Source organism: Treponema sp. OMZ 838, assembly GCF_000775995.1.
Taxonomy (GTDB): domain Bacteria; phylum Spirochaetota; class Spirochaetia; order Treponematales; family Treponemataceae; genus Treponema.
Window position 1 is genome coordinate 2,277,538 of the sequence record NZ_CP009227.1, and the last position, 14,472, is coordinate 2,292,009.

14 protein-coding genes are annotated in these 14,472 nt (G+C 44.6%); 7 read left to right on the forward strand and 7 right to left on the reverse strand.

The window, feature by feature from the left end; all coding sequences use genetic code 11:
• Positions 1 to 2: 2 nt before the first annotated feature.
• The 5 genes from QI63_RS10320 to QI63_RS10340 all read left to right on the forward strand — a co-directional run bounded on the left by QI63_RS10320 (position 3) and on the right by QI63_RS10340 (position 4,464).
• A complete protein-coding gene (locus QI63_RS10320) occupies positions 3 to 809 on the forward strand; it encodes a ferredoxin reductase domain-containing protein (protein WP_044016129.1) in 807 nt (268 codons plus the stop codon).
• Between the two features lie 495 nt (positions 810 to 1,304).
• On the forward strand, positions 1,305 to 1,889 hold the full coding sequence (locus QI63_RS10325) for a CDP-alcohol phosphatidyltransferase family protein (RefSeq protein ID WP_044016131.1): 585 nt from the start codon (positions 1,305 to 1,307) through the stop codon (positions 1,887 to 1,889).
• 197 nt (positions 1,890 to 2,086) lie between these two features.
• Positions 2,087 to 3,391 (forward strand): dicarboxylate/amino acid:cation symporter, encoded by a 1,305-nt coding sequence (locus tag QI63_RS10330; RefSeq protein ID WP_044016133.1) that lies wholly within the window; start codon positions 2,087 to 2,089, stop codon positions 3,389 to 3,391.
• A gap of 124 nt (positions 3,392 to 3,515) precedes the next feature.
• On the forward strand, positions 3,516 to 4,016 hold the full coding sequence (locus tag QI63_RS10335; RefSeq protein WP_044016135.1) for a Got1/Sft2-like family vesicle transport protein: 501 nt from the start codon (positions 3,516 to 3,518) through the stop codon (positions 4,014 to 4,016).
• Positions 3,997 to 4,464, forward strand: coding sequence for a hypothetical protein (locus QI63_RS10340; protein WP_044016137.1), 468 nt, complete (start codon positions 3,997 to 3,999; stop codon positions 4,462 to 4,464). Before QI63_RS10335 ends, QI63_RS10340 begins: the two co-directional genes overlap by 20 nt.
• A 151-nt stretch (positions 4,465 to 4,615) precedes the next feature.
• On the opposite strand, the gene QI63_RS10345 is transcribed toward QI63_RS10340, so the two are convergent.
• From QI63_RS10345 to QI63_RS10375, 7 genes are read right to left on the reverse strand one after another with little or no spacing between them, the layout of a single operon-like run.
• Positions 4,616 to 6,712: a ribonucleoside triphosphate reductase gene (locus QI63_RS10345; RefSeq protein WP_044016139.1), complete on the reverse strand. Its 2,097-nt coding sequence runs from the start codon at positions 6,710 to 6,712 to the stop codon at positions 4,616 to 4,618.
• Complete coding sequence (gene nrdR, locus QI63_RS10350; protein WP_044016142.1) at positions 6,690 to 7,187, reverse strand: transcriptional regulator NrdR; 498 nt, start codon at positions 7,185 to 7,187, stop codon at positions 6,690 to 6,692. Before nrdR ends, QI63_RS10345 begins: the two co-directional genes overlap by 23 nt.
• Positions 7,188 to 7,201: 14 nt before the next feature.
• The gene (locus QI63_RS10355; RefSeq protein WP_235619693.1) at positions 7,202 to 7,666 is read right to left on the reverse strand and encodes a hypothetical protein; all 465 of its coding nucleotides are present in this window, start codon (positions 7,664 to 7,666) and stop codon (positions 7,202 to 7,204) included.
• Positions 7,659 to 8,648 (reverse strand): prolipoprotein diacylglyceryl transferase, encoded by a 990-nt coding sequence (lgt, locus tag QI63_RS10360; RefSeq protein WP_044016144.1) that lies wholly within the window; start codon positions 8,646 to 8,648, stop codon positions 7,659 to 7,661. Before lgt ends, QI63_RS10355 begins: the two co-directional genes overlap by 8 nt.
• Positions 8,649 to 8,659: 11 nt before the next feature.
• Positions 8,660 to 10,861, reverse strand: a complete 2,202-nt coding sequence (locus QI63_RS10365) for a FapA family protein (protein WP_044017327.1) — start codon at positions 10,859 to 10,861, stop codon at positions 8,660 to 8,662.
• A gap of 10 nt (positions 10,862 to 10,871) precedes the next feature.
• Positions 10,872 to 12,017 carry a nucleotide-binding protein gene (locus QI63_RS10370; protein WP_044016146.1) on the reverse strand — a complete coding sequence of 382 codons (1,146 nt, stop codon included), beginning with the start codon at positions 12,015 to 12,017 and terminating at the stop codon, positions 10,872 to 10,874.
• On the reverse strand, positions 11,995 to 12,414 hold the full coding sequence (locus QI63_RS10375) for a hypothetical protein (protein ID WP_044016148.1): 420 nt from the start codon (positions 12,412 to 12,414) through the stop codon (positions 11,995 to 11,997). Before QI63_RS10375 ends, QI63_RS10370 begins: the two co-directional genes overlap by 23 nt.
• Positions 12,415 to 12,534: 120 nt before the next feature.
• Here QI63_RS10375 and QI63_RS10380 point away from each other — a divergent pair, with 120 nt between their 5' ends.
• Together QI63_RS10380 and hflK are read left to right on the forward strand one after the other, a co-directional pair.
• Positions 12,535 to 13,488 (forward strand): D-2-hydroxyacid dehydrogenase, encoded by a 954-nt coding sequence (locus tag QI63_RS10380; protein ID WP_044016150.1) that lies wholly within the window; start codon positions 12,535 to 12,537, stop codon positions 13,486 to 13,488.
• Between the two features lie 9 nt (positions 13,489 to 13,497).
• Entirely contained in the window at positions 13,498 to 14,439 is a 942-nt protein-coding gene (gene hflK / locus QI63_RS10385; protein WP_044016152.1) for an FtsH protease activity modulator HflK, read from the forward strand.
• The last annotated feature ends 33 nt before the right edge of the window (positions 14,440 to 14,472 follow it).

The following is a 14,472-nucleotide window of genomic DNA, read 5'->3' on the forward strand; positions in this document are numbered from 1 at the left end:
TAATGAAAAGAGGTAAAAAAATGCTGATAATTATTGTATCTATTCTGGTAGCTATATGCCTTATTTCTTGGGGTGTGATAACCCATCTTGGACGTAGTCAAGCTTTGTCTTTAAAATCCATTGAAAATTTCAATGGTGACCTTTACTTAATACATTTGACGAAACCTACTAATATGACATGGAAAGCCGGTTCTTTTGCTCAGTTTACATTACGCGATATTAAGGAGAGTAATCAAGACACTACAGATGCAGTATCCGGTGCTACAACGAGCGGTGATAAAAACAAGCAAAACCGTTACTGGCTGACAATAGCTTCCAATCCTGATGAGAATGAAATCCTTATTTTGACTCACAATAGTAGTAGTTTATATAAGAAAACTTTGACCAATTTACCAGCAGGAAGTAAGGTTGCGATGAGTTGGATTGACTCTCATTTATCTGTTACAGATGGCGAAGAGCCACTTGTTTGTTTTGCCTCTGATGTAGGTATTGCTGCAATACGACCAATTATCAAAGAGTGGGCTGGCAAACGAGATATTATTCTGAGTCATTTGGATAAGGGTGTAACGGTTTTTGATGAAGAGTTGTCTCAAACGGCTCAAAAATACGTCGAACTGAATTATGACAAAAGCACCAGCCTCTCCCAAAGCCAAGAAACCTTAAAAAATATAGTTGATAAATATGGTAATAAAGCTATCTATCTTTTGGCTGGTCAATCTGATGATGTTGAAATGATAAAAAAGTTACTTGAGGAACAGGGAATTGATAGCAAGCAGATTAAAGTAGATGATTTTAAAGGTTTGAAATAGTAACAATCACTTTTGTGTAAAATTCATTGTATTTTTGATAAAAATTGCAAAAGATAGTGATTATATTCTAGCTCTTAAAGGAAATCATCCGCTTATGGAGCAGGAAGTAAAAGACTTTTTTCTTAAGTCCTGCAACATCGACTCGAAGCGTCCGCCCTGGGCATTCAATGGCATTTTGTTATGCTTACAGTAGAAAAAATTGTTCATGTAAAGAAGTCGAAAAGGATTATGCACGTCTTTCTAAACTTACAAATGAAAATATAAATACTCGTGTAAGAATGTACAATAATGAAGCTCAGCCTGCAGTACCCCCTTTGACACTAGCAATTTACCATGCATATAATTGGTCAGATTCTCGTTTTCTTTCATTAATTAAAAACTCAGGTATAGATTTTTAAAAGATGCTCTATGCTATTATTGACACATTCATCAATAATGACTATACTCTGAATGAATGTTAAATAATATTCATTCAGTAAAATAAGGAAATAAAATATGTACACTACCGGAAAAAAATATGCAGCGTTTGTGCTGATTAATTGTTTAACATTATCCAGAATACCGTTATCCGTCTTTGCTTATATGGAAATAACAGCGGGAACTATCCGCGGTATTTATTATCTCTGCTTATTCTTGGGTATTGCCGTAAGTGATTTTTTGGACGGAAAATGTGCCCGTGCATTTCATGTTCAAAGCGGCATTGGTGCAATAGCAGATGTCATCTGTGACTTCTTCTATATTATGACTTCAACTTACGCACTGTACCGCTTAGGCTGTTTACCTATTTGGGTGCTGATTCTTATTACCGTAAAACTTTTTGAATTTATCTTGACCTCTCTACTGATAAAACGCGTACAGTACCGGTCTCATATTTTTATGTTTGACCGTATTGGTCGGTATACGGCTATAGGATTTTATATTTTACCTACGGTGATTGTGCTCTGTAGTATATATTTGATGCCGTTCTTTTTTATCATCCGCTATGTTTTTTGTGTAAGCCTATTAATTTTCTCTTTGGTCTCGACTTATCTGAGATGTACCGTACTCGTAAAAACAAATCGAATTCATCCGGCAAAATAAGATAATTGCAAATAAATCAAGATAAAAAATGATTGTCGAATTTTCTCAATTACGAAGGGCATTCTCCATTTCTATCATTATATGAACAACAATTTGTTTGCATTCAGGCCGGATAGGGGGTATAATAGAATCATACTATCGGGAGGCTCTTACATCTTCCGTTTTTAGAGCTATCCCGTTGTAATTAAAGGAGGCTCATGATGAGAAAAAATGCATTAAGGTTGTATCTGGATTCCAATCTTTTAAAGCGAATTCTTGCTGCTCTTATACTCGGTGCAATTACCGGTATTATTCTCGGCTTCTTTCCCCATGCGGTGCAGCCTTACGTTACCTATACGAAGTTTTTCGGTGATGTATTTATCCGGCTGCTGAAAATGATTGTCGTACCGGTTGTCCTGTTTTCGATTATCTGCGGTTCGGCCAGTATCGAACCGGCAAAATTGGGACGGATCGGTGTTAAAATCATTATCTACTATTTATTGACGAGTGCGCTTGCCGTATTCGTCGGGCTTGTATTTGCTAATCTACTGCGCCCCGGCTTCGGGTTTTCGGTTGTCGGTTCGGCAGCTGCAAAGGCGAAGATCAGCGAAGCGCCTGCAATGAATCAAATTCTCTTAAAAATGATCCCGACTAATCCGATGGAGGCATTGGCTCAAGGGGATATGCTGCCCATCATATTATTTGCAATGCTGTTCGGTTTTGCCGTTTCTTTTGTCCGTGGTTCCAAAGACGAGTTACTCCGTAAAAGCGGTGATACGGTGTTTTACGGTTGTAACGGGGCGGCTGAGGCAATGTATAAAATCGTCGGCGGAATTATGCAATATGCACCGATTGGTGTATTCGTTTTAATTTCCATTGTATTTGCCCAGCAAGGACCGCAGGCGATAGGACCTCTTTTAATGGTTACTCTCTGTGCCTATCTCGGCTTTGTAGTACAGACGATTGTGGTGTACGGCGCTATTCTTACCGCATCGAAGGTTTCTCCGATAACCTTTTTTAAAAAGATTCACGAGATTATGATTACCGCTTTTGTAACCCGTTCGTCATCAGGAACGTTGCCGGTTACCATGCGCGTGGCGGAAGAAAATTTGGAGATTCCGCGCAGTATTTCTTCATTTACACTGCCGCTTGGTGCAACAATAAATATGAATGGAACCGCTATCTACCTCGGTGTTTGCGCGATGTTTATCGGCTATGCAATCGGCTCTCCGCTGAGTATTTCACAGCAGGTTACCGTTGTGCTTACGGCAACATTGGCAGCGGTCGGTACTGCGGGTGTTCCGGGGTCGGGAGCTATTATGCTGCTAATGGTACTCGACTCTTGCGGTTTAAAACTCACTGAAGGTTCTGCCGTAGCGGCAGCCTATGCGATGATTCTTGGAATCGATGCATTGCTTGATATGGGAAGAACCTGCATCAATGTAACAGGCGATGTTGTCGGAACGCTTATTGTTTCCAAACAGGAAGAAAAGTATCAAGCGGTCAATCAAACGGATGTCTAATATCTCCGGTTAATCGGCATAAAGCAGTCTAAAAATTGAAAAGAAATTTAGACTGGGTTGACAAAGTGAGTGGCTCAATTATAATAATTCCTTCGATTCCTGAAATTTTTATAGGAGGAAAAAAATGAGCAATGTCTATAAGACACGCCCGCACAGAGTACTTGTGAATCTTGTTTTTGGTGCGGGAGCCGCTCTCTTTGTGACTTTTATTGCATCAATTTGGCTTAAAAGTTCCGTATTATTGCTATTGATAGCTTTAGCAACTTTCGCCGGCTATGTTTGGTTGGTAATTATCGGTAATATGATTGTTATAGAAACCGACGGCGATACATTGACAATAAAAAAGGGTAATAAAATCGATACCTATTCGATTTCCGCTACAGCGATACGGGCAAAAACCGTTAGTTCCGGCGGGGATACGGAATGCTCGCTCTATCTTACCCGGCAGGGAGAAAATGAAGAACTGATTGACTGCGAATTAATCGGTATTACGCAGTTTATAAAGTTATTGGATGATTTGGGAATCAATAGAGATTCCGTAACCAAACTCAGCACGGACAATACTGATGAACCGGCTAAATTGACAACCGTAAAGGAGAAAACACATGGACACCATCATGAGTAATACAACTTTTTCACATATCTATTATTTTATCCTTATTCCGATAGGGCTGCTTGCTTATTTTGCATTTGCAATCTTTAAAACAAAGAAGGATAAACAGCGCGTTACAAATTGGCTGAATGAACATCCCGATGCGGTAAAAGTGTATATCGGTAAAACGAGTTCGGTAACCGGTTATCTGGCGAGTGCGGCTCAGCAGATAACCGTCAGCAGTGTCGACGGGGAACGTCCGTTCTACTTTAGAGAAAAGCTTTCAACCGGATTCTATGTTACTCCCGGAACCCATATTGTCGAATCGTCTTTTTCAAAAACTCGTCCCGGTTTCTTTTACCGCTCCGTTACCACAACTTACGGTGCAAGCAAACAGGAAATTACGGTAGAGGCTTCCAAATCCTATAACTATTTCTTTAATACGAAAGAAGAAGTCTACGGGTTTGAAGAATTGCATTAATTTCTAATATTTGTTCCTGAATGAACTGCTGATAGAGCGTCTCTAAAAATGGAAGTTTTAGAGGTTTCCATAAGCATTTCATAAGATAAAACGCCCCTGCTGCCGTTAGCGGTAACAGGGGCGTTCATGTTTTCGGAGCAAAACTCTTAGGCTAGTAGCCCAAGGCCTCCTTCTCCGCTTCCAGTTTACGTAAGCGGGCTTCCAGTTCAGCTTCTTTTTCGCGCTTACACAAGGGACATTCAAAGTGCTCTCCGTCGATGTACCCGTGCGTGGGGCAGATGGAGAAAGTCGGCGATATGGAAAAATACGGGATACGGTAATGGGAAGCAACCGCTTTAACCAAATCACGGCACGCCTGCCACTCTTTAATCGATTCGCCTAAGAAGATATGGAATACCGTACCGCCGGTGTATTTACGCTGCAGGGCTTCCTGATGATCCAAGGCTTCAAACACATCGGCGGTATACGAAACCGGCAGCTGGCTTGAATTGGTATAGTAGGGGTCGCGTTCACCTGAGGTGATAATGTCGGGGAACTGCTGCTTGTCATGTCGCGCAAGCCGGTATGAGGTGCTTTCGGCGGGGGTTGCTTCAAGGTTAAAGAGGTCGCCCGTCTGTTCCTGAAAATCAGCGAGCCGCTTGCGCATGTGGGTCAGCACTTTTTCGGCAAAGGCCTTACCGGCGTCTCCGACGATAGTTTCCCCGAGGAAGTTAAGGCACGATTCGTTCATGCCGCAAATCCCGATTGTAGAAAAGTGGTTGTTTAAGTGTTGAAGATACCGGCGCGTATACGGGAAAAGGCCTCCCTCCAACAGCCGCTGAATCACCTTGCGCTTAATCTGTAAACTGGTTTTGGCAAGTTCCATCAGATAGTCAAGGCGGTCAAAGTATTCTTTTTCCGTGCGCGCAAGGTAGCCGATTTGCGGCATATTGATGGTAACTACGCCGATGGAGCCGGTAAATTCGTCGGAGCCGAAAAGACCGCCGCCCCGTTTCCGCAGTTCGCGCTTATCCAGCTGTAGGCGGCAGCACATGGAGCGAACATCGCTCGGGTTAAGATCCGAGTTAATAAAATTCTGAAAATACGGCGTTCCGTACTTTGCCGTCATCTCGAAAAGGAGGGTGGCGTTCGGGCTGTCCCACTTAAAGTCTTCGGTAATGTTGTAGGTTGGAATAGGGTACTGAAAACCGCGCCCTGCCGCATCGCCTTCCAGCATCAGCTCGATAAAGAGCTTATTGATCATATCCATTTCCGCTTGGCAATCGCCGTAGGTAAAATCGGTTTCCTTTCCGCCGACCACTGCTTTTTTATCGGCAAGATCTTTGGGGCATGTCCAGTCGAGCGTGATATTGGTAAACGGCGCTTGACTCCCCCAACGGCTCGGCGTGTTAACCCCGTAGATAAAACTTTGCAAGCATTGCTTTACACTCTTTTCGTCCATCTTGTCGGCTTTTACAAAGGGTGCGAGGTAGGTATCGAAGGAGCTGAATGCCTGCGCTCCCGCCCATTCGTTCTGCATAATGCCGAGAAAGTTTACTATCTGCTGAATAAGGGTGGAAAGATGGCGCGCAGGCTTCGACGTAATCTTGTCGGGAACGCCGCCCAAACCCTCTTGGATGAGCTGCCGGAGCGACCAGCCCGCGCAATAGCCCGAAAACATCGAAAGATCATGGATATGGAAAGCCGCCGTCTGATGCGCTTCGGCGATTGCCGGCGTGTAGATATTTTTAAGCCAGTAGTTTGCCGTTATCGTACCGGAGTTATGCAAAATGAGACCGCCGAGCGAAAAGTTGACATTGGCATTCTCGTTGACCCGCCAATCGCTTTTACTCAAGTAGCCGTTCATCGTTTTGTCGATATCGATCATCAGCCGTTCCGCATCGCGGACAGCTTCCCGTTTTGCACGGTAGAGGATGAAAGCTTTTGCAATACCTGCCTCATTGCGTTCGATTAAGACATTTTCGATAATATCCTGAATTTCCTCGATTGCGGGAATCGAATGTGCATGGCGCGAAGCCATCAACTCTGTCAGTTTCTCTTCCACTGCAGCCGTCAGCGAGTCGGCTTTTTCTTCATCTGCAGAACCGGTAACCGCCTCGATTGCTTTTTGAATGGCTATCTTTATTTTATTCCGATTAAAAACTTCAATATCACCCGACCGTTTTACTACCGACCGCAATACCGGCTTTGTTTCTATCGTTGTGTCTCCTAAAAAGGCTGTCCATTCAGGAAATACCGCTTGATCCATGTTCTTCTTCCTCCCCATATTTGACATGTATTTTTTGTACTTCGTTGATAAACTCATCAAGGTCATTAAATTTCTTATATACCGATGCGAATCGAATATAGGCGACTTTATCAAGTGAATGCAATCGTGCAAGTACCATTTCGCCCAGTTCCGTGCTCTTGATTTCTTTTGCGCTCTTACTGTTCATAATCGCCGCATCTTCAATATCGCTAACGATGTTTTCAATCTCGTTCATCGAAACGGGACGCTTTTCCAGTGAGCGTTCGATGCCCCGTTCCAATTTTGCGCGGTCAAAGGGTTCCCTCCGTCCGTTTCGTTTAACCACCATCAGCGGTTTTTCTTCTATCCGCTCATAACTGGTAAAGCGGTACCCGCAGCTGAGACATTCTCGTCTCCGCCTAATACAATCGCCTTGCCCGAGTGTTCGGGATTCTACCACTTTATCGTCAACACTTCCGCAATACGGACAGCGCATATCTTCTCCCTTTTTTAATCGGCAAAAAACGCCGAGAGTGTTTCCCACTGCCGTTCGAGCGCTTTGTTGCGTGCCGGAAAAATAGCAACGGTTTTCTTTTCTCCGGTTCGTAAGCACAGTACACATTTTATGAACGGTGTTTTAAAAATCCCTTTGGTAAAGCGCTCTGTTTCGGTCTTTTCGATATCGGAAAAAAGATGCTGCGTGCACAAAATAAAAAAAATAAGACCGACCCGATACTCTACCGTCTGTTCCGTACAGTTAAAACTCCATCGGTCTATATAGCATAGCGCAAACAGAGAAAAACATCCCAGTATAATTCCCAAAATCGGTAGCTGATGCCGCTCACTATACATAAGAACGGAGGCCGCACCGATACACAGCAGCATCACTGCGTATCCAACCCGTGTTCCGGGTGAAAGGAGCGAAAAGGTGAAAATATCGCTTCGGTTTTTTTTAGGCAACAACGGTTTATCCATGATTACGCTTCCGATTATACCGAGCTAAAAGACCGATACCGATGAGACCGCCTGCAATCATCATAAAGCAAAAGACTTGTCCGGTAGAAATATTTTTGAACGAGCTAAAAAGATAGATATTTGCCTCGTCCGCAGCAGCGGCAATCCGGAAGCCCAGCTCATAATCGGGTTGTCGGAAGTATTCGATGAAAAAACGGACAAGCCCGTACCCGATGGTGTAGAAACAAAATAAAAAGCCGTTAAACGGTTTTTTATTGCGTACCAGCCATACTGCAATCCAGAGGAGTACTCCTTCAAAAAGTGCCTCATACAGCTGGCTTGGGTGGCGGGGTAGGTTGACATATTGAGCTCCTTCTTGTATGGCGACTCCTGCTTTTGCCGCAAACTCCCGTACCCATGCTTCTTTGACCGGGAAGCAGTCGTACAGTGGCACCGACGGAAAGAGCATACCGATGGGACTTGTTGTGATGCGCCCGTAGAGTTCGCCGTTAAAAAAGTTTCCAAGCCTTCCGAAGGTGTAGCCGAGCGGTATTCCTGCTGCTGCGGTATCCGCCCATGCAAAAAAGTCCTGCTTATGCCGCTTTGTCCACAGAAAGGCACCTAAGAAGCAGCCGATAAAACCTCCGTGGTACGACATCCCTTGCAGCCCCGTCCATTCTCTTGTTTGGGAAAACGGCCAAAAGATCAACCACGGTTTTTGCCAATAAAGCCATTCCGGTTCATATACCAGCGTTGCAAAAATGCGGGCGCCGAGCATCAGCCCAAAAAGCGACCAGGTAAAAAAGTCGATGATATCTTCATTCGTGATAGGCTTTTCGCTTTTTGCGTACCGTTGTAACTCGCCTTTATTAACCTGTACCTTAAACAGCATGAAAGCTATCGCAAACGCAACGAGGTACATAAACCCGTACCATCGTAAAAAGGGAAAGCCCGGAATAATCTCCGGTTGTATCCACGACGGATATTGAATAGCACAAATCATAAAAATACCTCTTATTCCGCCGTAAATTCGACTTTATCTTCAATTTGCTTACAGACTATTCTGCCCTGTTTTGAATCAAAGGTGAATATGACATGAGAAGCCGGTTCGCGTACCTCGTAATATCTGCCGTGACTTTCCAAAATAACGCCGGGGTACACCGTGCCGGTTACCTTGACCTCAGAGGGAATATGCGATTCAAAATTTTCTTTCAGCTTAAAAATCTTTATGCCGAGAGATGTGTTTGATTTAAGTAAGATGAGTTTTTGCTCTCGCAGTTCTTGGATACGGTCGGTAGGGGTTTCCGTGTCGCTTAATTCCCCTTCTATGCGGGCGAGTTCCAGCAGGTTATCCTGCGTCTGTTTTTCGTATACCTCTATCTTATCTTTTATCAGGTAGTCTTGTCCAAATGAAATAATGGTACGAACGGTTTTGTAATCCCCTAAATTTCGCACATTGATGCCGCGGGCGGCATGAGCATTTCCGCCGATAAAACTACCGGGTTCTCCGGTCATAATCAGCTGACCGTTTGTTTTAACGACGCAACGGAAACTGTACTCATTGATATAGATATTACCACCTGCAAACAGCCGTGCCGTTTCGGCAAAATGGAGTGCCATCGTATTCTTTGCCCACACGGTACCGTGGCTTTCTCCCCGTATACCGCCGTTCATTAAAAGCGATTCCTTGGTATACACCAACGATACGCCCGCATCTCCGTTGACGGTTAAACTGCCGCCGGCCTTTACGCTGCGGTCTGCATCTATGTCCCCATTGATAATTACATCACCGGCAAAGATAATGTCGCCGGTTTCTTTATTCACATCAGTGTCGATAATTTTTGAATTAAGTATCTTGAGCTTTTCGCCGGCGCGTATCAATTCCCCGTGTACAGCCGCTACGAACGAAATTTTTCTTCCTTGTTTAATAACACGGATGGTGTTATCGGTTTGGGGCAGTTTTAACAGTGCTGCTTGATTGATTTCTATAGTGTTACCGAACACATCGGAGCCTTTTTCGCCGGCTTCCTGAAAGAATGTTTCCAGGAGGGTTTCTCCCCGCTTTACCGATACGGCGTTTGAATGACCGAAATGTACTTTCCAGTCGAATTGGTATGAATGCGGAGCGACCGGCGGTATGCCTCTGCAGACGGTAAATTCAACCGGTGCGGAAGAAAGCCGTGCTTCGTAAATGGCATCTCTCAGTATTTTGTCGGTATATCGCTCAGCCGGTAGGTTTACTTCATCCAAGGCCTTTTTTAAGCGGGAAAGCGAAAGGCGTGCGCCGGCTCCTCTTCCCGATTCAAGGATGAGCGATGCTTCCATTTTGTCATTACTGATAACAGCTTTGACCGTAGCATCTTTATACGGGATAATACGCAGCTTGAGTCCATCGGGGCTTTCAGCCGATAAGAGAATCCCATTGCAGCCGGCTTTCAATTCGTCATTCGTTTGTGTGATATTCCGTAAATCCAGCACAAAGGGATCATTGCCCGGTAAGCCCGGAATAGCATTCCCGTAAATATCTGCGCCGTTTGTTCCGAGTTCGGATTTTGAAAATTCGTACAGCAGGTCGTGTTTTGCAACAACGGAAAGCGCTTGTGCTTCGGAAAGCGGAAAATCTTTGTCGTATATCATTTGCGGCTGTTCACGGGCTGTTCCCACCGCATGGAGCAGTTTTTTGCGGAGCATGAGGTCTTCCGTCTCGTCCAACTTTGTAATGTGCGGGATAAGAGATCTGTCTTTTCCCCGACCGGGTAGCGTACCTTCTGCGATGACAAGTTCAATTTCCCGATCGGGAGCTTCGATAAAAGCATGTATCTTCTCGTCCAGCGCTTTAAAATCGATAGCTGCAATTTGGCTGTTATTCAGCATTGCCGTAATCAATTTTTTATCGATAGTATGGGGTTCGTCTTTTGCCTTCCGTATATAGAGTGTTGCTTTTGTTTTATCCGGATCGATAATCAGCCGTGTGTCAAAGGATGGATCAAGTTCGATTTCGAGGGGAAGCGGTACTGTCGTTCCATATAATATTTTATCGAAGTAGCGTTCAAACTGTTGTACGTTGATAAGATTTTCGGTAGACACCCCTTCTTTCTTAGCCTGTTCTACTATTTCTTCATAGCTGGGGAATACGCAGTTCTCTTTATTGTCTACGTCACTGACGGAAAAATACCACTTTTTATTTCTCTCGTTTTGTTTTATCGTCCACTTCATATCATACCGCTTATATACGATACCCTTGTTCAAGGGCTGTTTTTATTTTCCGCTTCAACAAAGCATTTTCTTTCTTTAAAACGGAAATCTCATATTGCTGACTCTTGAGCATTTCGGCAATATCGTTCATTGACAGAGCATCACTGCCGATGAGGTCTTCGATATAGCCCATTTTTGAGCGGAAGTCGGTTTCGGCCTCCAATTCGGCAGACTGAAACGTCTCATCGGTATATTCGGCATAATCTGCCGCATTTTGAAAAGTTTCGGTTTCGGACTGTAGAATTTTGTCGGCAATGCGGTAGATTGCCTGAGAAATCATAGCCTGCGGTTTGTATAGGATGACGGGTAAACGTGATGCAAGCGCCGTATCCTGTATTGTATCCCGGTAAATAACGCCGAGGTGTTCAAGATTGATATTGAGGTATTCTTGACATGACCGGCGGATCTTTAAGGCTTTGTCGGCATCTTTCGGGTCATCGAGCATATTCATAATAAGCCGGGGCTTAAATTTATGCAGATTGGTCAAAAAAAGCTCGGTGTTTTTAGGATCGACTTTTTCAAGTTCGGTGATGATACGGGGGATGTACATCCGCTGCATGGATGAGGAATCGGACTTGAGTTTTTCAAGGTATTTAAAACCGGGGCTATTACGCTTGAAGGCTCCGTAGAGCATACGGAATACGACATTTTTTAGGAAAAGGTATGCGTTCAGTATCGCGGTAACCGACGGTGCGGTAACGACAATGCCCTGCGGGGAAAGCAAAAAGAAATCCAGAATACCGAGGTGTGTTCCTGCACCGAGGTCAAGAATCAGGTAGTCTGCATCCATTTTAAGCATATTTTTGATTAAGCTGTTTTTATCAGAGGCTTTTAAGGCTGCGAAGCCGGGAATTTCGGAGTCGCCCGGAACAAAACGTACGTTCGGATACCCCGTATTTACAATAATATCTTCGAATGCCGAATTTCCCGACAAAAACGTACCGATCCCGTGCGCGTTCGATTGCTGTCCAAGAACCAAATGAAGATTCGATGCGCCTAAATCCAGATCGGCAACCAGAACATTTTTTCCTGCCTGTCCGAGTGCAATTGCAAGATTCGCGGAAAGAAGACTTTTTCCGACCCCGCCCTTTCCGCTAGCAATCGGTATTATTTGCATAATACACACTCCCTTTTATAAATGAATAAAACAGCAACACCGTATCGGCTGCAAGGAAAAAAAGCACTTCCTTTGAGAAATCGAGACTGCCGCTGCTCTGTGCCGAGTTAAAGACGTTCCCTATTATAGCAAATCCCCGTTGAAAAATATAGAGGAATTCCGCGCAAACAGCGGTTAATTTGAACAATGCAGCCGCATAGAGTGCCCAGTGAAAGTCTTTTTCGTTTAATGCGAGCATCAGCCACAAAAGTACCGGCATACAGAGCGCCGCAAGTGCGCTATACTTAAAGAAGGTTATCCCTTGCGGATAGCCGGATGAAAAGACAGCGATATAAAAAACTTTTATTATTTCGTACACAAAAGCGGCACAATAGGCAGCAACCGTTTTCTTGTTCATTTCTATAGAGTGTATGCGCAAGATTACGTTAGGTCAAGGGCTTGCCTTGTAATAAAAATAATTGAAGAAAATGGAGTTTTCTACTATAATGAAAAAGTATTTTTTGTGGGAGGCTCAACTATGAAAGCAGCTGTACTGGATGGGTTCACGCTTAATCCGGGAGATTTGTCGTGGCGGGTTTTACAGGATATTGCGGATATTACGATATACGATAAAACCGCACCCGATGAAGTATATGAGCGGGTAAAAGACTGCGAGGCGGTTTTATCAAATAAAATTGTGTTTTCAAAGGAATTGATTGCGCGTTTACCCAAGCTGCGGTATATCGGCGTGCTGGCGACCGGTTATAATGTTATCGATGTAGAGGCGGCTCATGCTGCTGGGATCACCGTAACGAATATCCCCAGCTACAGCACCGACAGCGTTGCTCAGCTGGTATTTGCATTCATCTTACAGTTTTATTGGCACGTAAAAGAACACAGCGATGAGGTTCACGGCGGTGCATGGAGCCGCAGCGCACATTTTTGCTATACCTCGTTTCCGACGTTTGAACTGACGGGGAAAACGCTCGGTATTATCGGGTTCGGCCACATCGGGCAAAAGGTTGCGGAAATTGCGCTTGTGATGGGAATGCGGGTGCTCTATGTCAACCGTTCGCCCAAAACGGTACCACAGCTCGCTGCGGCGAAGCAGGTTGACATTGCAACCTTGCTTGCCGAATCCGACATCATCAGCTTGAATGCACCGCTTAACGGTGCAAGCGAAAAAATGATGGATGCTGCCGCGCTTTCGAAAGTAAAGCCGGGCGTGTTTATTATCAATACCGGACGGGGACAGCTTATCGATGATGAGGCTGTTGCCGCAGCGTTAAAAAAAGGCTCTATCGGCGGCTATGCAGCCGATGTTCTAAGCGTTGAACCGCCGCCTGCAAACCATCCGCTGTTCGGCTGTCCCAACTGTTTTATAACACCGCATATCGCATGGCAAACCCGCGAAGCGCGGACACGGTTGTTGCATATCGCCGCGGAGAATTTAAAAAGCTTTCTTGTCGGTAAACCGCAGAATGTAGTGTAAGGAGGAATCATGGCAAAACAATTAAAAAACGGGCAGCTTGTTGCAATAGGGGCGGCGGTTGTACTCGTCACATTGGCATTTTTCAGTTTTACCGTTATTTCGACCACGGATAACGGTGTGGTAACTCGGCTCGGTAAGTACAACCGGACGCTGCAGCCCGGGTTGCAGTTTATTATCCCGATTATTGAACGGGTGTATCATATTCCTGTTACGATCGTTCAAAAAGAGGAATTCGGTTTTCGTACCACGATGGCATCAGACCGGAGTCAGTACCGGAACAACATCCTCACCGAATCTTCTATGCTGACCGGCGACCTCAACATTATCAATGTTGAATGGACGGTACAGTACCGCATTATCGATCCCAAGGCATGGCTTTTTAATGTTAAGGCAGACGAGCGGATGAACACAATCCGCGATGTGTCCGCTGCGGCAATCAACAGTCTAATCGGCGACCGCACTATTTTTGATATTATGGGATCTGAACGCGACCCCATTCAGTTTTTAGCGCCCAAAATTATGAATGAAAAGTATAAGCAGCTGGGGCTCGGTATTGCGGTTTCGTCGGTGCAGCTGCAAAACGTTGTTCCGCCGGAAGACGTGCAGCAAGCCTTTGAGGATGTCAATATCGCCATTCAGGATATGAACAGGTTGATTAACGAAGGCAAAGAAGCCTACAATAAAGAGATACCCAAAGCAAAAGGCGAGGCAGACCGTATGATTCAAGAAGCGCGAGGTTATGCGGCGGAACGGATCAACAAGGCGGAAGGAGATGTTGCGCGGTTTAACGCTGTCTATGCTGAGTATAGCAAGGCCCCTGATATTACGAGGCGCCGCCTTTATCTTGAAACGCTCGATAAAATATTTTCGAATACCGACAAGGTAATCTTCATCGATAAAAATGTCAAAAATTTCTTACCGTTAAAAAATCTTTCGGGAGGGGAACAGTGAGAGCGAGGAAAATAGATCCGGTAAAAGCAAAGA